The sequence below is a fragment of the Ruegeria sp. C2 genome (assembly GCF_056537765.1).
The window spans coordinates 36,589-51,885 of the sequence record NZ_JBQFRZ010000008.1 but is presented as its reverse complement, the minus strand read 5'-3'; the positions used below and the strand labels follow the sequence as shown (position 1 = coordinate 51,885).

The following is a 15,297-nucleotide window of genomic DNA, read 5'->3' as shown; positions in this document are numbered from 1 at the left end:
CCCGAAATGACCAATACCATCCTGCATATCGACGCCTCTGCCCGCCGCACCGGATCTGCGACGCGTGATCTGTCTGACCGGGTGGTGCGCCACCTGAACGCCAGCCGGATCATCCGCCGTGATCTGGCCAGCCCCCTGCCCCTGCTGACCGAAGACTGGATCGGTGCCAATTTCACCCCCGCCGACCAGCGCGACGCGGTACAGCAAGACCTGCTGGCCCTGTCAGACGAATTGGTGGCCGAGCTGCAAAGGGCCGATACCATTGTCATCGGGCTGCCGATCTACAATTTCTCGGTTCCCGCAGCGTTCAAGGCCTGGATCGATCTGGTCGCCCGTGCGGGTCTGACATTTGCCTATTCCGAGGAAGGTCCCAAAGGCCTGCTGGAGGGCAAACGCGCCATCCTCGCTGTTGCTTCGGGCGGTACCGCTGTCGGCTCCGAGATCGACTTTGCCACCACCTATGCCCGCCATGTTCTGGGCTTTATCGGCATCCATGATGTCGAAGTTATTGCCGCAGACCGCATGGCATTGGACCCTGAGGCCACTTTGTCCAAGGCACAGAAAGCGGTCACAGAGCTGGCCGCCTGATTGACCTGCACCCCTTGAACCGTCCAGTCTGCGCCAAGGCAAATCAGCAGACTGGGCGTTTCACATGAAGAAGATCGGGATTTTGGGTGGTGTAGGCTGGGCTTCGACCGTCGACTATTACCGCGCGATTTCCGAAGGCGCGGGCCGGTATTTCGCAGAGCGCGGCCATGGATCGCCACTGCCCATTCCACCCATGACCATCGAATCCGTCACCCAAGCCAAAACCCGCGCCTTGCGCGGCGTGGCCGGTGATGAGGAAAGCTGGGCCGCTTTCGATGCCGTGTTCCGAGAGGCCCTGCTGACATTGCAAAACGCAGGCTGTGATTTTGGCATCATCGCCTCGAACACACCCCATGCGCGCCTTCATGCAATCCGCGCCGGGGTCTCGATGCCCATTCTCAGCATTTTCGATGCGACTGCAGACGCGACCGCCTCAACCGGTACGACCAAGGCGCTGGTTCTGGGCACGACGGTCACCATGCAGGCCAGCAATTATGCCGATCGACTGGCCAAAGAAGGCATCACCGCAAATCCCCGGCTGCCCGAGCCCGAGATTGCCGAGATGCAGGCGATGATCGACAGCGATTTTTATGGCGGCGCGTCCGGCACCGCCCGCTCTCGCTTGTTGGCCTTTTGCGACAAACACGCCTCATCCGGTACGGCCATTCTGCTGGCTTGTACCGAGTTGCCGCTGGCCTTCCCCAATCATCTTGACGATCCGGTGTTCGAGGCGGATGGCCACCTGTTCGTCAACCCATCAGCCGCCCATGTCGCTGCGGCATTGAACGAAGCGCTGGACAGGTGATCAGGGCAGCCAGGTCACCTCGCACCCGATCCTGGCAAAGAATGTCATCAAATCATCGCGCGTGAACGCGACGGTGCGGTCATTCACCAGCGGGTGCATGTAGATCACGTCTGCCCTCTGCGCCGCGGCATCCATGAAAAACCGAACGTCATTCTGAACCCCGTTGATCATGGCCAACGGGCTGACTGCACCGGGACGAATGCCCAGATTCTGCATCAGCCGATCGGCCGAACCGAAGGACAGATTGCCAATCCCCAATTCAGAAGCCAGCGCCTTGAGGTCAATCTCGCGGCTTTGTTCCAACGTGACCAGATAGTTCCGCTTTTTCTTGTCGCGCAGGTACAGGTTCTTGAGCCGCAGGGCGTTTTCGCCCGGCACCATGAACGGATCCTCAACCCCTTTGGCGTCTTCCACCGTGCGCAGCGGGATATGGGTGTGCAACCGATAGGGCAGCCCCCAATCGTCCAGCCGCGCCAACAGCGCATCCGAGCTGAGCGGCAATGTATCCTGAAAGGTAGATGACGCGTCCATGGGAACCTCCTGTCTGACGCGCTCATCGCGCAACGGCCGTGCAAATTCAAGCCACGACAGATGCAGCGTTCGGTGCTAGCGTGCCGCCATGAAAGTTGCACGAAATACATCGAACCAGTTGATCCTGTCAGATACGCCCTGGTTCATCGGCATCACGCTGGTCTTCTTCATTCTGGCCTTTGTCGGCGCTGGCCTGTTCATGGTCAGCGAGGGTGGTGAGAGTATCTTGTTCGGTATCTTCTTCGCACTTTTCGGCGGCGGGATGGGTGTCGGAGCGTTCTGTGCCTTCGTCCGCCGCGTGCAGGTCATTCTGGATCGCAACAAAGACAGCGTCCTGATCCGCAGGCAATCTGTCTTTGGTTATGACGCAGTCGAACACAAGCTTTCAAACCTGTCGCATGCCGAAATCGAAAGCACCATTTCGCGTAGCAACAAGAGGACATCGACCCTCTATCGTCCTGTCTTGATACTCGACAAAGGCATGAGCGCCGGACGGCATCCGATCGTCGAGGCATTCTCGAACGGGCGCGGCGCGCATCAAATGGTTGACGCGGTCAACACCTGGCTACCCGCGCGGCAGCAGGACGAAACCCGGGAACAGGCCTGACGGTCATGGGCTTTGTCCGTGCTCCAGCCATGCCTGCTCAGCCGGGGTGACCATCTCGGACAGGCGCGCATCATATCGGGCCATGTCATCTGCGGTCAGCTTGCCCTCCCACTTGTTGCTGGTCCCCGAGGCGAAGAACTGAGCATAGTCCTGAAACGCGCTTTTGAACCCAGGTTGTTGCGACGCATGTCTGGCGTTCTCTTTCATCGAACCAAAGCTTGCAGCCTGCGCGATCTCGTCGATCAACGCCGGCTCGATCTCCGTCCCCATGATCCCGGCGATCCGTGCCACCTGCCCCGGCAAGTCCCGGCTGAGTTCCGCGTAATGCAGGAAATGGATATTCGGCAGATGCCGGAACTGCCGAAACGACCGATAATGGTGGACGAACGAGGCCAGCGTCAGATCGTCGGTGCCTTTGGATGAGGCGGGTCGGTCGAGGAACATCGCGAAGGCTTTGGACATATCCTCGGGGAACATGTAGTCCAGCCAGTCGTCTTTCATATTCGCCACATGGGCGCGTAGCGAGAAATGCACGTCGACCGGGTGGCGATGCACCACAAGATAGGTGGCGTCAGGGGAATAGGTGATCCCGTCCAGCGGCGTGTGGGTCTTGATGCAGCGCCTGTGCGTCTGCGCCGCCAATAGCGTGTCCTGCTCCTCGCGGTCTCTGAACCCGCAATCCAGCCAGGGTGAGACCCGATTGTTGTAGATCGCGGGATCTGCGGTTTTGGTGATCAGCATGCGGACCAGGGTCTGCGTCCATGTGGTACCGCATTTGGGCGGCGTGCAGACAAAGATGTCATCCGGGCGGATTTCGAAGCTGGACCAGATGTCGGTATTGGTGACTTCACCAACATAGTCTCTGGTGCGCTGCGGTAATGGTTGACCCATGATTAATCTCCAGACCTGACCCCGACCTCAGGACGCTACACCAACCGGACTTTTGCTCAAAGCGCTTGCCTTGACTCAGGGGGCGCTTGGGCGTAGAGGACCCCAAACATCCGGAAGCGTTTGATCTTCCGGTCCCTTGAGTCGTTCAGGGATCGCCCCCCACCAGCGAGTTTCGCCCGTGGGGGCAATTGTGTATTTAACCGGTGTTTCTTATCTGAGAAGCGCCACCAGATAACCGGCTAAGGAGGCCGAAGGCATGTTTGAAAATCTATCCGAACGCCTTTCCGGCGTCTTTGACCGGCTGACCAAACAGGGTGCCCTGTCTGAAGAAGACGTGAAAACTGCCCTGCGCGAAGTCCGCGTTGCCCTGCTTGAGGCCGACGTCTCGCTGCCGGTGGCGCGCGAGTTCGTCAAGAAAGTACAGGAACAGGCGACCGGTCAAGCTGTCACCAAATCGATCACGCCCGGCCAGCAGGTCGTCAAGATCGTGCACGACGCGCTGGTAGATACACTGCGTGGCGAGGAAGACCCCGGCGCGCTGAAGATCGACAACCCACCTGCCCCGATCCTGATGGTCGGCCTGCAAGGCTCGGGCAAGACGACCACCACCGGTAAGCTGGCGAAACGCCTGAAAGAGAAAGAGGGCAAGAAGGTCCTGATGGCCTCGCTCGACGTCTATCGCCCAGCGGCGATGGATCAGCTTGCGGTTCTGGGCACGCAGGTTGGTGTAGATACGCTGCCGATCGTACCCGGTCAGACGCCGGTCGATATCGCCAAGCGCGCCAAGCAGCAGGCGACGCTGGGTGGCTATGACGTCTACATGCTCGACACTGCGGGCCGTCTGCATATCGACGAAGTCCTGATGGACGAGGTCGAGCAGGTTCGTAATGTGGTTGACCCGCGAGAGACGCTTCTGGTGGTCGACGGTCTGACCGGTCAGGTCGCCGTGGAAGTGGCCGAAGAGTTCGACGCCAAGGTCGGTATCTCGGGCGTGGTTCTGACCCGGATGGACGGTGACGGACGTGGCGGTGCGGCCCTGTCGATGCGCGCAGTCACTGGTAAGCCCATTCGCTTTGTCGGTCTGGGCGAGAAGATGGACGCGCTCGAAACCTTCGAGCCGGATCGGATCGCCGGTCGTATTCTGGGCATGGGCGACATCGTTGCTCTGGTCGAAAAGGCCCAGGAAACGATGGAGATGGAACAGACCGAGCGCATGATGAAGCGCATGGTCAAAGGTCAGTTCAACATGAACGACCTAAAAATGCAGCTGGAGCAGATGATCCAGATGGGCGGCATGCAGGGCATGATGGGGATGATGCCGGGCATGGGCAAGATGGCCAAGCAGATGGATCAAGCAGGTCTGGACGACAAGATCCTGCGCCAGCAGATCGCCATGATCCAGTCGATGACCAAACGCGAACGCGCCAACCCGCAGTTGCTGCAAGCCAGCCGTAAGAAACGGATTGCAGCCGGTTCGGGGATGGAGGTCAGCGACCTCAACAAGCTGCTCAAAATGCACCGGCAGATGTCGGACATGATGAAAAAGATGGGCAAGATGGGCAAAGGCAAGATGCTGAAACAGGCCATGAAAGGCATGTTCGGCAAAGGCGGCCCCTCGCCCGAGGAAATGGCCGCAGGCATGGACCCCAAGGCGCTGGAACAAGCCGCCAAAGCGATGGGTGGCAAGATGCCCGGCGGCATGCCCGGACTGGGCGGCGGCATGGCCCTGCCCCCGGGTCTAAGCGGGTTCGGAAAGAAAAAATGACACCAGCACGCTGCACCCAGCCCCCGTCCGGTAAGGCGGCGATGGCAGCGGCGCAGTATCGCGCGGCCCTGCCGGTCATTCAGACCCGGCGGCTGGTTCTGCGCGCACCCACACTGGACGATCTGCCGGTATGGACGTCGATCTGCAAAGACAGCTTTGGCGATACCGAGCAGGAAGCCTGGACCGAATTCTCTTACTATACGTCCGGTTGGCTTCTGCATGGGCATGGATTGTTTGCCGTCACCCTGAAAGAAGATGATCGGGCCATTGGCTTCGTCATTCTGGGCCTCGAATGGGACGATCGCGAGCCCGAGCTTGGCTATATGATCGACGCGGATCACCGCTTGCAGGGATACGCGACTGAGGCTTGTTCTGCCGTGCGCGATTTCGGCGTTAATCTCCTCGGATCGGGGCAGTTCGTAAGCTACGTGTCTGCCAGCAACACCCGATCGAACGCACTGGCCGAACGGCTGGGCGCATCGCGAGACGCAGTGGCTGAGCGCGCAATCGGAGCGGATCAGCATGTCTGGCGTTACGGAGAGGTGCGGTCATGAGCTTCTCGCTGCCCATCCCCGTTCTTGAGACCGAGCGCCTGATTATGCGTGCACCGTCCGAGGTTGATCTGGACGCTGACACCGCGTTCTTCGCCAGCGATGCCGCAAGGTTTGTCGGCGGGCCATTGCGCCGGGATGAGGTCTGGAGGGTGGTCGCCTCGCTGCTGGGCCATTGGGCGCTGCGCGGCTATGGGTACTGGAGCGTCGATGAGAAAGACACCGGCGCTTATGTCGGTCGCATCGGCCTGTGGTTCCCCGAAGGCTGGCCTGAGCCTGAGGTCGGCTGGACGCTGATGAACCACGCCACCGGCAAGGGTTATGCGACCGAGGCCGCGCTGGCCGCACGCACGCATGCCTATGATGTGCTGGGCTGGGATACTGCGATCTCGCTCATTGATCTCGACAATCACGCCAGCAAGGCTGTGGCCAAACGTCTGGGGGCGCAGTTCGAATATCACTATGAACACCCCAAGTTCGGCAAGACCGAAATCTGGCGGCATCCGGCGCCTGCCGATCTTGTGAATGGCGGAATGGAGGCCTACGCGTGACCTCTTTCACCATCCCCACCGTCGAGACCGAGCGTCTGATCCTGCGCGCGCCGCAACTGGATGACCTGCCCGCGATGACCGCGTTCTTCGCGACCGAGCGCAGCCATATGGTTGGCGGCCCCAAGAACGAATTCGAGTGCTGGAGCTCATTGTCGAACCGGCTGGGCCATTGGGCGTTGCGGGGCTATGGCCTTTGGCACCTGACCGAGAAATCCAGCGGCGCGTTTGCTGGCTGGGCCGGCATGATCTACGTGCCCGGCTGGGCCGAACCCGAGCTGGGCTGGACCCTGATGGCCGAGTCCGAGGGCAAAGGTCTGGGCTTTGAGGCTGCGGCGGCTGCGCGTGACTACGCGGCAAGGCATCAGGGTCTGAACGGTGTGATTTCGTACATCGCCCATGCCAATGACCGCTCACGCGCTTTGGCCGAACGGCTTGGCGCATCGCTGGAACTTGAGAATGCTGAACTTTTGGGCAAACGCGCCCAGATCTGGCGCCATCCGCAGATCGACCTGACCACCGAAAGGACCGGCCAATGACCAACCCCGTGACACAGGCTGCCGCGCTGTTGAAGGACCACCGCGAAAGCATCGACCGGCTGGACGCGATCCTCGTCTATACGCTGGGCGAGCGGTTCAAGCACACGCAGGCTGTTGGCAAGCTCAAGGCCGCACACGACCTTCCCCCGTCCGATCCTTCGCGCGAGGCCGCGCAGATCGCACGGTTAGAAGACCTGGCGAAAGAGGCCGATCTGGACCCCGATTTCGCCAAGGCTTTTCTGAATTTCATCATTCAGGAAGTCATCCGACACCACAAGAAACATCAGAATTAACCGGAAACGATCCCGGTAAACGCCATCTAAAGGAGATACCACCATGGCAATGAAAATTCGTCTCGCCCGCGGCGGCTCGAAAAAGCGTCCCTTCTATCGCATTGTTGCGGCTGACAGCCGTATGCCGCGCGATGGCCGTTTCATCGAAAAGCTGGGCACCTACAATCCGCTGCTGCCGAAAGACAGCGAAGAGCGCGTGAAAATGAACATGGAGCGCATCCAGTACTGGCTGGATCAGGGCGCTCAACCCACCGACCGTATCGCACGCATGCTGGAAGCAGCTGGCGCACGCGACAAGGCCGAGCGCAACAACCCCAACAAGGGTACCCCGGGCAAGAAAGCTCAGGAGCGCGCGGAAGAGAAAGCTGCTAAGGCTGCTGAGGCTGCCGAAGCTGCAGCTGCCCCGGCCGAAGAAGCTGCTGCAGAAGAATAAGCAGGCGGACGCGTGCAGGATCAGGCTTTTACCGACGATTTTCGCACGCAGTTCGATCTGTTGATGCGGCTCCGGCGTGATGTGCGCCGGTTCCGCACCGATGCGGTAGACGAGGCAGTGCTGACGCGCTGCCTCGACGCGTTTCGGCTGGCCCCCTCGGTGGGGCTGAGCGAACCCTGGCGCGTGATCCGCGTCAAAAGTGACGCCGCGCGGGACGCGGCATTGAAGAATTTCCAAAGCGCGAATGCTGAGGCGTTGGAGGGCTATTCCGGCGAAAAGGCTCGGCTCTACAGCCAGTTGAAACTGTCGGGCATGCAAGAGGCCCCGGTGCAACTGGCGGTATTCTGCGACGATGCCACCGACAAGGGGCAAGGACTGGGCGCGGGCACCATGCCCGAGATGCGGCGTTATTCCGTTGTTTCGGCCATCACCCTGTTCTGGCTCGCACTGCGCGCCGAAGGGCTGGGGCTGGGCTGGGTGTCGATCCTTGAACCCGACCGCATGGCCCGAGATCTGAATGTGCCCGAAACCTGGCGTTTGATCGGCTACTTCTGCGTGGGCGTGCCCGAGACCGTATCGGACACGCCGGAACTGGAACAGGTCGGCTGGGAAGACCGCACCGACACCCTGCCCGTCGAGGTACGCTAGACATGTTCGGATTGTTACGGCTTCCCATCCTGCTGATGATCGCCTTTATTGTGGGCGTGTTCTTTGAACGCTCGAACCAGCGCGAGGCCTGCGAAGGGGTCGGGCAATGGCGGGGCGGACTATGTGTAACGGAAGGCTCAAATGAGTGATCTGATCTGCGTCGGCAGCATTGCGGGATCCTATGGCGTGCGCGGCGAGGTGCGGCTGAAAAGCTTCTGCGCTGTGCCCGAAGATATCGAGGCTTATTCGCCGTTGACCGACGAAGAGGGAAAAGAACGCTATCCGGTCGTTCTGACCCGCCCGATCAAGAACGGTTTCTCCGCCCGGCTGGGTGGGGTCGAGACCAAGGAGGAGGCGGATGCGCTCAACGGCCTGCGTCTTTACGCGCGGCGTGATCAGCTGCCGTCTCTGCCGGATGATGAGTTCTATCACACCGACCTGATCGGGCTGGAGGTCTATGATACCGGCGGCACCCTGCTGGGGCGGGTCAAGTCCGTTCAGAACCACGGTGCCGCGGATTTGCTGGAGTTGCACGGCCCTGGCCTGAAAGCCACGGTCCTGCTGCCCTTCACGCTGGAGGCAGTGCCCACGGTTGATCTGGACAGGGGCCGTATCATCGCCGATCCGCCCGAAGGCCTGCTGTAATGCGCCGCGTGCTGCTGCATCTGGGTCTGCACAAGACCGGGACGACGGCGGCACAATCCTTTCTGTTTGAGAACCGAGCGCTGATCTGGCCGCATCATGCACTGGTCCTGCCCTATCGCACGCGGAATTCCGGCTTGTCCGAGGCTGCAACGCGCTACTCGCTCTATGGCACGCCCGGCGCGCTGAGCGATTTCAGCGATCAGATGCGGCAGTTTCTGAAATCGCTGACTTTCGGCCACAAGCGCGGGCTGGTGCTGAGCGAAGAGAATTTCTCGGGCCTGCGACCCAGCCGCAATCTGGCCGTCGGGTATGAGGCAGCGCCGGAGCTGGCCACCTGTCTGATCGATCTGGTCCGCGAACGGTTCGCACAGGAAGAGCTTCAGATCACGCTCTACCTGTCACTGCGCCAGCGTGAGAGCTGGCTACGTAGCCTCTGGGCTCATGACCTGCATCGCACGCGCATGGTTCTGGATTTCGACACGTTCCGCGATCGCATGGCACCTGTCGCGTCCCCGCTATCCGTCGCGGAAGAGATCAGGGGCCGGTTGCCCTCGGTTCAGGTGCGCAGCCAATGGCTTGAGGATCTGCGCACGCGTCCCTTTGGCCCCGGAACACCCTTTGCCGATTTTCTGGACCTGCCCGCAGCAGAGGCCGCGCAACTGGTTGGCCCAACCCGCGCGAATACCGGCTTGCCCGAAGACGTGCTGGCACGGATGCTGGAAATGAACCGATCCGCTCTGGACGATACGGCGCTGATCGATCAAAAGGCGGCTTTGGTTGAACGCGTTCAAACGGATCTGATCGGCACATCATGACAGACACGCCCGCAAAATCTCATGGCCGCAAAGCCATCCGCCCGACCCTGAAGCCGCGCGAACTGATGAACCCCAGCCCAGACCTGCATGGGGTGTGGAAAGCCAAGATCATCACGCTGTTCCCATCTGCCTTTCCCGGCGTTCTGGGTGAAAGCCTGACGGGCAAGGCGCTGCAGGAAGGATTGTGGCAGCTGGAAACCGTCGATCTGCGTCAGTTCGGCGTCGGCAAGCACCGCAATGTCGATGACACCCCCGCGGGCGGAGGCGCGGGCATGGTCTTGCGGGCCGATGTACTGGGCGAGGCCATCGAGCACACGATGGCGGGTATCCAGGGTAACTGGCCGCTGATCTACCTCAGCCCACGTGGCCGCCGGATGGACCAGCGGATGATGCAGAACCTGGCGCGCTGCGATGGCATGACGCTGCTTTGCGGTCGGTTCGAGGGCGTCGATGAGCGCGTGCTGGAACACTACGGCGTGCAGGAAGTCAGCTTGGGCGATTTTGTCATGACCGGGGGCGAGATCGCCGCGCAGGCCCTGATCGACGCCACGGTACGGCTGATCCCCGGCGTTCTAGGCAATCAGGCGTCAGCAGAGGAGGAAAGTTTTTCCTCGGGCCTGCTGGAGCATCCGCAATACACCCGTCCCGCCGAATGGAAAGGCCGCGCGATACCGGATATCCTGATGTCCGGCCACCATGGCCGTATCGCCGAATGGCGCCACGACATGTCCGAACAGATCACCCGCGAGCGGCGGCCTGATTTGTGGGAGAACTATCGCAAGACACAGAACGAAACGTCCGATTGACGAACAAAGTGTGGCCCGCAGGTCGCAGCTTTGGGGTTTCTTTGAACACATCTTGTGGCTGATGAAACTTAAAAATACTCATCTAAAAGATGTTGCTTAAATCAATTTCCAACCCCGTATCACGGATTGTTAGATTAAGAAAATCATTTGTCTGGCTGTGCTTGGGGTTTCGGCCTGCACGACCAAACCTCTTGAAATGTCGGTACCCACGCAGGCGGGGCATAACCTGCACTCGGCCCGGGTGGCGGTTGAGTATTGTGCCTCAGAAGCGGATATCGGCGGCAATGCTGCTGTGATTGGTGCATACCCTGCTTTCATTCTGATGTCATCGGTTTTGGTCGGTTCAGTTACCGCCTATACCGGTCGGCATGAATTGCGCCGTCAGGGTGAAATTGATCAGGTCGATCGCTGCATGACCGAACGTGGGTTCGAGCGCCGCGACCTGACTGCTGGTGAGCGTTTCTGGCTGCGAGATTCGGTCGGAGAGGAGCGTGTGCGTCGGCTTGACCACCTTGTGAGTGGTGGCACAATCGAAACCTATGGCGTGCCAACAACTTAAGGTGTCCCCGCCTTCCACCGCGCCCAGATTTCAGGCGCGCCGTTGAAGGTGTTGATGTCCACCTTGCCCTGCACACCCGGCACCAGCCCGGTGCCGGTGTACTGCCAGAACCGCCAGATTGCGCGCGGATAGACGTTGCGGGGATGGCCCGCGACCGAGCGCAACCAGAACTCGGTTTTGGGCAGGCGACCGATATCGGTGTCCTGATAGAAATCCACGGTCGTATAGACGATCGGGCGGCGGCCATAGTGACGTTCGAGGATATCGAGGAACTTTTGCGCCTCGGACCGCACCGTGCGGCCATCGGGGCGCAGGGTGCAGGTTTTGGAATGAGGCGTCCACTCCATATCGAGGACATGCGGCAGGTCGGCCCCTCTGGGCACGTTGCGGATGAACCACCGGGCTTGTTCCGCCGCGGGACGGCAAAAATAGTAGTAGTGGTAAGCGCCCCACGGCACACCTGCCGCCTGTGCCCCGCGCCGATGCTCTTCAAACATCGGATCGGTGAAGTCCCCGCCTTCAGTCGCCTTGATGAAGACAAAGCTGACGCCCGAAGCACGGGCGGTGCGCCAGTCGATTGGACCCTGCCAGCGCGACACGTCCAGACCATGCACCGGATAATGCCCCGGATGCCGCCCTTCCCACGGGTGCGGGTCGGCATCCCCGAACGCAGGGAAGATCACTGCAGGAGGCGTCGTGTCCGCAAAGGCCTGAGGCTCGACGGTCTGGGGGGCGGGGCCGCGGCGACCGCAGGAGAGAACGGCAAGGGCTATGGCAGCCAGCAGGAGGGCTTTGCGCATCATCTGGAATATCTCAAATCTGCTCTTGTAATTGCCTCCAGAATGCCTGATCGGGCGGACAAGGCAACGATACTTTTGCGCGACGGCAAAAACCCACCGCCACAGGTCGCGAATTATAGCAGTTTAGGCTTGATCCCTGCCCTCAAAGCCCGTAAAGCACCGCAATCCGGTGTAGCTTTGCGCGACTCCGGTGTTTTGGTTTGCATCATGGCGTGACGCCCGGCTTTCTTCAGCCAAGGCGCGTCAGGGCGGACCGGACCAAAGGAACATTCGATCTGATCTCTGGCGGGCTGTACGCAGGACCCGGTGAAGACCAAGAGCTCTCAGGCCGTGCCCAAACTTCGTGGACCAACCACGAGCAGATAGGAGTTAATGCGATGGACCTGATCGCACAGCTTGAGGCGGAACAAATTGCCGCCCTGGGGAAAGACATCCCCGACTTCAAAGCCGGTGACACCATCCGTGTCGGCTATAAGGTGACCGAAGGGTCGCGCACCCGTGTGCAGAACTACGAAGGCGTCTGCATCGCGCGCAAGAACGGCGAAGGCATCGCCGGATCGTTCACCGTCCGCAAGATTTCGTTTGGCGAAGGCGTGGAGCGTGTGTTCCCGCTGTATTCGACCAACATCGACAGCATCACCGTTGTCCGCCGTGGCCGCGTCCGTCGCGCCAAACTGTACTACCTGCGCACCCGTCGTGGTAAATCCGCACGTATCGCAGAGGTCACCAACTACAAGCCCAAGGCTGGCGCCGAGGCGTAAGGAGCGGAAAGATGAAAAAAGACATCCATCCCGATTATCACGTCATCGACGTCAAACTGACCGATGGCACCGTGGTTCAGATGAAATCCACCTGGGGCGCCGAGGGCGACCAGCTGGCCCTGGAAATCGACCCCTCCGTGCACCCCGCATGGACCGGGGGCGGCGCGCGTCTGATGGACGCCGGCGGCCGTGTGTCGAAGTTCAAGAAGAAATACGAAGGTCTGGGTTTCTAAGCCTAAGCCGTTTGACATGCGAAAGGCCGTCCTTTTGGGCGGCCTTCTTTGTTTTAGCCTGCCGCGTTTTACATCAGGCTCAGAAATCAAACCCAGTCTGTACAGGGGGTGTGTACGGCTCGATCATATCCTCGCCCTCGGCACCGCGCTTGATGGGTTTTACGGTGTGATATTCAAACCGGCCCTCGTAATGTGTGCCCAACGATTGCTGCGCCTCTTGCGCCGTCGTAACGCCGGAAAGCCAGTTTTCGATCTCATCCGGGGTTAGGATCACCGGCATTCGGTTGTGAATATGCGCAATCTGCGGGCTGGGTGTGCGGGTCAGGATCGTGCAGCTGTGGCTGCCGTCAACGGTTCGATAGAACCCGGCAAAGAACATCGCTGAGGCGTTGCGCTGAACCGTGATGTAGACCGGGCAATCATGGCCTTGATCCTTGGGCCATTCATAATAGCCCAGCGCTGGGATAAGGCAGCGCCCCTTGTTCCAATATTCCTGCCAGAAGCTAACATTTTCGATCTTCGAATTGATCATCGGCTTCTTGCTGCGCGGGTCCTTGATCTGCCAGCGCGCCGTGGCCAACTCAGCCCTCTCACCGTCCCAACGGACAATACCAACCCGATTGGTGGGAGACACATTGTACCCGCCCGAAGGCAGTTGTTCGGGCAGATGAGGCGAGACCTTGCCGTAGAGAAAATATTCGATAATCGCCAGCATTTCCCGCTGCGTCAGATGACCGGCTGCAAATTTTCCACACATGGCAAAAGCTTAGGCCGATTGATCGGTCGTCACAAGGGAACCATTGGGCCGTCAGTCCCTGGTCAGATCCACCGCGCTGTGAACAGGTGGGACGGGTCCCTTCAGCAACATCAGCGCAAGCAGCATCGCCACGATTGCCGCGATTGCAGCGACCAGCATTGCGCTGTCAAAGGCGTTATCCTGAAGATCGCGCAATGCTTTGGCCAGCTGTGCGCCGCTATCCGGGTCCAGCCCCGTGATCAGTTGCTGAACCTGACTGGGAGTGCCATGCGTCAGAGCATGGGCTAGGTCGGCACGTTGGGTGGACCCTGCGGGCAATGCATCGATGACCTCGGACAGCCCTCGGCGGATGGTGATGGATTCGGCCAGTCCTCCGACAACCGCGCCCAGGGTCGCTCCGAAATACAGGAATGCGTTGATCACGCCTGATCCCTGGCCGACATGTTCTTCGGGCAGCAGGCGCAGACCGAGGCGGGGCAGCAGCGAAAAGCCGATCCCCAGACCGATCCCGACGATGACCAGTTTCCACCATATCCCCGAATAGCTGGTGGTGTTCGTGGTCGTCATCAACAGCAGAAATCCACAGGCCATGAACCCCATGCCCAGCGCGACCGGCCATTGAAAGCTGTAGGGCGCCAGGAATCGCGGCGCGGTGACGGATATGATGAACATGCTGATACTGAGCGGCAGGATCGCACTGCCTGCGCCAATCGCGGAGTATCCGAATGCATCGGGCGATTGGACGAAGACATTGAAGTAGACAAAGAAGGCAAAAAGCGTGAAGCCGGTGAAGAACATTCCGGCCGCCGCCATGAAGTAGCGAGGATGACGGAAGTATCGCAGCTCGATCAGCGGGTCCCGGCTGCGTCGGGACGTCAGGACGAGCGCCACCACCGCGCAGGCCGAAACAGCCAGCGGAACCAATGTCAGGGCCGTCCCCCACCCCCTGCTTTCCCCATTGCTGAGTGCAAAAGACAGCGGGCCGAGAAGCAGGATCATGGCAATAGCCCCGGCATAGTCGAATCTGGCATCGGCCTGACGCATGTCCGGGACATATTTGTGTTTGCTGACTTGCAGCCCGATCACAAAGGCAATGGCGAGCAGCACCAGATCCGTGGCGAACACGGCTCTCCAACTGATATAATGCGCAAAGGCGCCGCCAACGATGGGGCCGACGCCGATGGCAAGGCCAACAATCGCGCCCCAGGCACCGGTGACGCTTGCACGCTGGTCCTCGGGCGTGGCGGCGGTCAGGATGGACAGGGATGTACCGAACAGCGCCGCAGCCCCTGCCCCTTGCGCACCGCGCCCAATCAGGATCATCGTCGCATCCTGCGAAATCAGGGCAAGGGTCGATCCGACAGCAAAGACGATCATACCAAAGAAAAACACGCCCATCTTGCCGGTGATATCCCCCAACCGGCTGACAATGGTCACAAGCGTCGCGCTGGCCACCGTATAGGCCGCCATCACCCATTGCAGGCCCGAAGGGGTCAGATCGAACTCGGCCTTGAGGTTGGGCAGGATGGTTGCAACGGCCGTGGTATTGAACCCGACAACCATCATGCAAATGGCCGTCATCAGCAGCACCATGCGCGCGCCACCCGCAACAGATTCGCCATCGGGTTGATTGGTCGACATTGCTCCCCCCTGCAGAAAGCCGCGCGCCATCGCCGCGCGCCGCCAATTTAACACACGGGCATTAAAGCATTTTTCTACGTT

22 protein-coding genes are annotated in these 15,297 nt (G+C 60.3%); 17 read left to right on the top strand and 5 right to left on the bottom strand.

Annotated features, from left to right (window positions below):
- Window positions 1-6 precede the first annotated feature (6 nt).
- The gene (locus ACR0IV_RS18370; protein WP_480660254.1) at window positions 7-588 is read left to right on the top strand and encodes an FMN-dependent NADH-azoreductase; all 582 of its coding nucleotides are present in this window, start codon (window positions 7-9) and stop codon (window positions 586-588) included.
- A 64-nt stretch (window positions 589-652) separates the two neighbouring features.
- A complete protein-coding gene (locus tag ACR0IV_RS18365; protein WP_480660256.1) occupies window positions 653-1,393 on the top strand; it encodes an aspartate/glutamate racemase family protein in 741 nt (246 codons plus the stop codon).
- On the opposite strand, the gene ACR0IV_RS18360 is transcribed toward ACR0IV_RS18365, so the two are convergent.
- Window positions 1,394-1,924 (bottom strand): prolyl-tRNA synthetase associated domain-containing protein, encoded by a 531-nt coding sequence (locus ACR0IV_RS18360; protein ID WP_480660258.1) that lies wholly within the window; start codon window positions 1,922-1,924, stop codon window positions 1,394-1,396.
- 88 nt (window positions 1,925-2,012) lie between these two features.
- Between ACR0IV_RS18360 and ACR0IV_RS18355 the strand changes: the two genes are divergently transcribed.
- Window positions 2,013-2,531, top strand: a complete 519-nt coding sequence (locus ACR0IV_RS18355; protein WP_480660260.1) for a hypothetical protein — start codon at window positions 2,013-2,015, stop codon at window positions 2,529-2,531.
- A 3-nt stretch (window positions 2,532-2,534) separates the two neighbouring features.
- On the opposite strand, the gene ACR0IV_RS18350 is transcribed toward ACR0IV_RS18355, so the two are convergent.
- Window positions 2,535-3,422, bottom strand: a complete 888-nt coding sequence (locus ACR0IV_RS18350) for a sulfotransferase domain-containing protein (RefSeq protein ID WP_480660262.1) — start codon at window positions 3,420-3,422, stop codon at window positions 2,535-2,537.
- A gap of 256 nt (window positions 3,423-3,678) precedes the next feature.
- Between ACR0IV_RS18350 and ffh the strand changes: the two genes are divergently transcribed.
- From ffh to ACR0IV_RS18290, 12 genes are all read left to right on the top strand, one after another.
- Entirely contained in the window at window positions 3,679-5,187 is a 1,509-nt protein-coding gene (gene ffh / locus ACR0IV_RS18345; protein ID WP_480660264.1) for a signal recognition particle protein, read from the top strand.
- The gene (locus tag ACR0IV_RS18340) at window positions 5,184-5,741 is read left to right on the top strand and encodes a GNAT family N-acetyltransferase (RefSeq protein WP_480660266.1); all 558 of its coding nucleotides are present in this window, start codon (window positions 5,184-5,186) and stop codon (window positions 5,739-5,741) included. The genes ffh and ACR0IV_RS18340 overlap by 4 nt, the downstream gene beginning before the upstream one ends.
- A complete protein-coding gene (locus tag ACR0IV_RS18335; protein WP_480470734.1) occupies window positions 5,738-6,289 on the top strand; it encodes a GNAT family N-acetyltransferase in 552 nt (183 codons plus the stop codon). Before ACR0IV_RS18340 ends, ACR0IV_RS18335 begins: the two co-directional genes overlap by 4 nt.
- Window positions 6,286-6,825 (top strand): GNAT family N-acetyltransferase, encoded by a 540-nt coding sequence (locus tag ACR0IV_RS18330; RefSeq protein WP_480470735.1) that lies wholly within the window; start codon window positions 6,286-6,288, stop codon window positions 6,823-6,825. Before ACR0IV_RS18335 ends, ACR0IV_RS18330 begins: the two co-directional genes overlap by 4 nt.
- Window positions 6,822-7,118, top strand: coding sequence for a chorismate mutase (locus ACR0IV_RS18325; protein ID WP_039541590.1), 297 nt, complete (start codon window positions 6,822-6,824; stop codon window positions 7,116-7,118). The genes ACR0IV_RS18330 and ACR0IV_RS18325 overlap by 4 nt, the downstream gene beginning before the upstream one ends.
- A gap of 43 nt (window positions 7,119-7,161) precedes the next feature.
- Complete coding sequence (rpsP, locus tag ACR0IV_RS18320) at window positions 7,162-7,551, top strand: 30S ribosomal protein S16 (RefSeq protein ID WP_010437590.1); 390 nt, start codon at window positions 7,162-7,164, stop codon at window positions 7,549-7,551.
- A gap of 12 nt (window positions 7,552-7,563) precedes the next feature.
- On the top strand, window positions 7,564-8,199 hold the full coding sequence (gene bluB / locus ACR0IV_RS18315; RefSeq protein ID WP_480470737.1) for a 5,6-dimethylbenzimidazole synthase: 636 nt from the start codon (window positions 7,564-7,566) through the stop codon (window positions 8,197-8,199).
- 2 nt (window positions 8,200-8,201) lie between these two features.
- The gene (locus ACR0IV_RS18310; RefSeq protein ID WP_480470738.1) at window positions 8,202-8,348 is read left to right on the top strand and encodes a hypothetical protein; all 147 of its coding nucleotides are present in this window, start codon (window positions 8,202-8,204) and stop codon (window positions 8,346-8,348) included.
- Complete coding sequence (gene rimM, locus ACR0IV_RS18305; protein WP_480470739.1) at window positions 8,341-8,844, top strand: ribosome maturation factor RimM; 504 nt, start codon at window positions 8,341-8,343, stop codon at window positions 8,842-8,844. The genes ACR0IV_RS18310 and rimM overlap by 8 nt, the downstream gene beginning before the upstream one ends.
- Window positions 8,844-9,659: a hypothetical protein gene (locus tag ACR0IV_RS18300; protein ID WP_480660270.1), complete on the top strand. Its 816-nt coding sequence runs from the start codon at window positions 8,844-8,846 to the stop codon at window positions 9,657-9,659. The genes rimM and ACR0IV_RS18300 overlap by 1 nt, the downstream gene beginning before the upstream one ends.
- On the top strand, window positions 9,656-10,465 hold the full coding sequence (trmD, locus tag ACR0IV_RS18295) for a tRNA (guanosine(37)-N1)-methyltransferase TrmD (RefSeq protein WP_480470741.1): 810 nt from the start codon (window positions 9,656-9,658) through the stop codon (window positions 10,463-10,465). The genes ACR0IV_RS18300 and trmD overlap by 4 nt, the downstream gene beginning before the upstream one ends.
- 196 nt (window positions 10,466-10,661) lie before the next feature.
- The gene (locus tag ACR0IV_RS18290; protein WP_480470742.1) at window positions 10,662-11,024 is read left to right on the top strand and encodes a hypothetical protein; all 363 of its coding nucleotides are present in this window, start codon (window positions 10,662-10,664) and stop codon (window positions 11,022-11,024) included.
- Here ACR0IV_RS18290 and ACR0IV_RS18285 read toward each other — a convergent pair.
- Complete coding sequence (locus ACR0IV_RS18285; protein ID WP_480470743.1) at window positions 11,021-11,824, bottom strand: glycoside hydrolase family 25 protein; 804 nt, start codon at window positions 11,822-11,824, stop codon at window positions 11,021-11,023. The two genes, ACR0IV_RS18290 and ACR0IV_RS18285, sit on opposite strands and share 4 nt — an antisense overlap.
- 377 nt (window positions 11,825-12,201) lie before the next feature.
- Here ACR0IV_RS18285 and rplS point away from each other — a divergent pair, with 377 nt between their 5' ends.
- Together rplS and rpmE are read left to right on the top strand one after the other, a co-directional pair.
- Window positions 12,202-12,585 carry a 50S ribosomal protein L19 gene (gene rplS / locus ACR0IV_RS18280; RefSeq protein WP_170575547.1) on the top strand — a complete coding sequence of 128 codons (384 nt, stop codon included), beginning with the start codon at window positions 12,202-12,204 and terminating at the stop codon, window positions 12,583-12,585.
- Between the two features lie 11 nt (window positions 12,586-12,596).
- Window positions 12,597-12,818: a 50S ribosomal protein L31 gene (gene rpmE / locus ACR0IV_RS18275; RefSeq protein WP_420586214.1), complete on the top strand. Its 222-nt coding sequence runs from the start codon at window positions 12,597-12,599 to the stop codon at window positions 12,816-12,818.
- Between the two features lie 79 nt (window positions 12,819-12,897).
- On the opposite strand, the gene ACR0IV_RS18270 is transcribed toward rpmE, so the two are convergent.
- On the bottom strand, window positions 12,898-13,575 hold the full coding sequence (locus tag ACR0IV_RS18270; RefSeq protein ID WP_480660274.1) for an SOS response-associated peptidase: 678 nt from the start codon (window positions 13,573-13,575) through the stop codon (window positions 12,898-12,900).
- Between the two features lie 51 nt (window positions 13,576-13,626).
- Complete coding sequence (locus tag ACR0IV_RS18265) at window positions 13,627-15,216, bottom strand: MFS transporter (RefSeq protein WP_480660276.1); 1,590 nt, start codon at window positions 15,214-15,216, stop codon at window positions 13,627-13,629.
- Window positions 15,217-15,297 lie beyond the last annotated feature (81 nt).

What these genes read in the sequence shown, in the direction of transcription:
- ACR0IV_RS18290 (WP_480470742.1), top strand. Translation starts at nt 10,662, where the DNA reads ATGTCGGTACCCACGCAGGCGGGGCATAACCTGCACTCGGCCCGGGTG.
- ACR0IV_RS18360 (WP_480660258.1), bottom strand. Translation starts at nt 1,924, where the DNA reads ATGGACGCGTCATCTACCTTTCAGGATACATTGCCGCTCAGCTCGGAT.
- rplS (WP_170575547.1), top strand. Translation starts at nt 12,202, where the DNA reads ATGGACCTGATCGCACAGCTTGAGGCGGAACAAATTGCCGCCCTGGGG.
- rpmE (WP_420586214.1), top strand. Translation starts at nt 12,597, where the DNA reads ATGAAAAAAGACATCCATCCCGATTATCACGTCATCGACGTCAAACTG.
- rimM (WP_480470739.1), top strand. Translation starts at nt 8,341, where the DNA reads ATGAGTGATCTGATCTGCGTCGGCAGCATTGCGGGATCCTATGGCGTG.
- ffh (WP_480660264.1), top strand. Translation starts at nt 3,679, where the DNA reads ATGTTTGAAAATCTATCCGAACGCCTTTCCGGCGTCTTTGACCGGCTG.
- ACR0IV_RS18340 (WP_480660266.1), top strand. Translation starts at nt 5,184, where the DNA reads ATGACACCAGCACGCTGCACCCAGCCCCCGTCCGGTAAGGCGGCGATG.
- ACR0IV_RS18270 (WP_480660274.1), bottom strand. Translation starts at nt 13,575, where the DNA reads ATGTGTGGAAAATTTGCAGCCGGTCATCTGACGCAGCGGGAAATGCTG.
- ACR0IV_RS18335 (WP_480470734.1), top strand. Translation starts at nt 5,738, where the DNA reads ATGAGCTTCTCGCTGCCCATCCCCGTTCTTGAGACCGAGCGCCTGATT.
- ACR0IV_RS18355 (WP_480660260.1), top strand. Translation starts at nt 2,013, where the DNA reads ATGAAAGTTGCACGAAATACATCGAACCAGTTGATCCTGTCAGATACG.
- ACR0IV_RS18350 (WP_480660262.1), bottom strand. Translation starts at nt 3,422, where the DNA reads ATGGGTCAACCATTACCGCAGCGCACCAGAGACTATGTTGGTGAAGTC.
- ACR0IV_RS18265 (WP_480660276.1), bottom strand. Translation starts at nt 15,216, where the DNA reads ATGTCGACCAATCAACCCGATGGCGAATCTGTTGCGGGTGGCGCGCGC.
- ACR0IV_RS18300 (WP_480660270.1), top strand. Translation starts at nt 8,844, where the DNA reads ATGCGCCGCGTGCTGCTGCATCTGGGTCTGCACAAGACCGGGACGACG.
- trmD (WP_480470741.1), top strand. Translation starts at nt 9,656, where the DNA reads ATGACAGACACGCCCGCAAAATCTCATGGCCGCAAAGCCATCCGCCCG.
- ACR0IV_RS18370 (WP_480660254.1), top strand. Translation starts at nt 7, where the DNA reads ATGACCAATACCATCCTGCATATCGACGCCTCTGCCCGCCGCACCGGA.
- rpsP (WP_010437590.1), top strand. Translation starts at nt 7,162, where the DNA reads ATGGCAATGAAAATTCGTCTCGCCCGCGGCGGCTCGAAAAAGCGTCCC.
- ACR0IV_RS18285 (WP_480470743.1), bottom strand. Translation starts at nt 11,824, where the DNA reads ATGCGCAAAGCCCTCCTGCTGGCTGCCATAGCCCTTGCCGTTCTCTCC.
- ACR0IV_RS18325 (WP_039541590.1), top strand. Translation starts at nt 6,822, where the DNA reads ATGACCAACCCCGTGACACAGGCTGCCGCGCTGTTGAAGGACCACCGC.
- ACR0IV_RS18310 (WP_480470738.1), top strand. Translation starts at nt 8,202, where the DNA reads ATGTTCGGATTGTTACGGCTTCCCATCCTGCTGATGATCGCCTTTATT.
- ACR0IV_RS18365 (WP_480660256.1), top strand. Translation starts at nt 653, where the DNA reads ATGAAGAAGATCGGGATTTTGGGTGGTGTAGGCTGGGCTTCGACCGTC.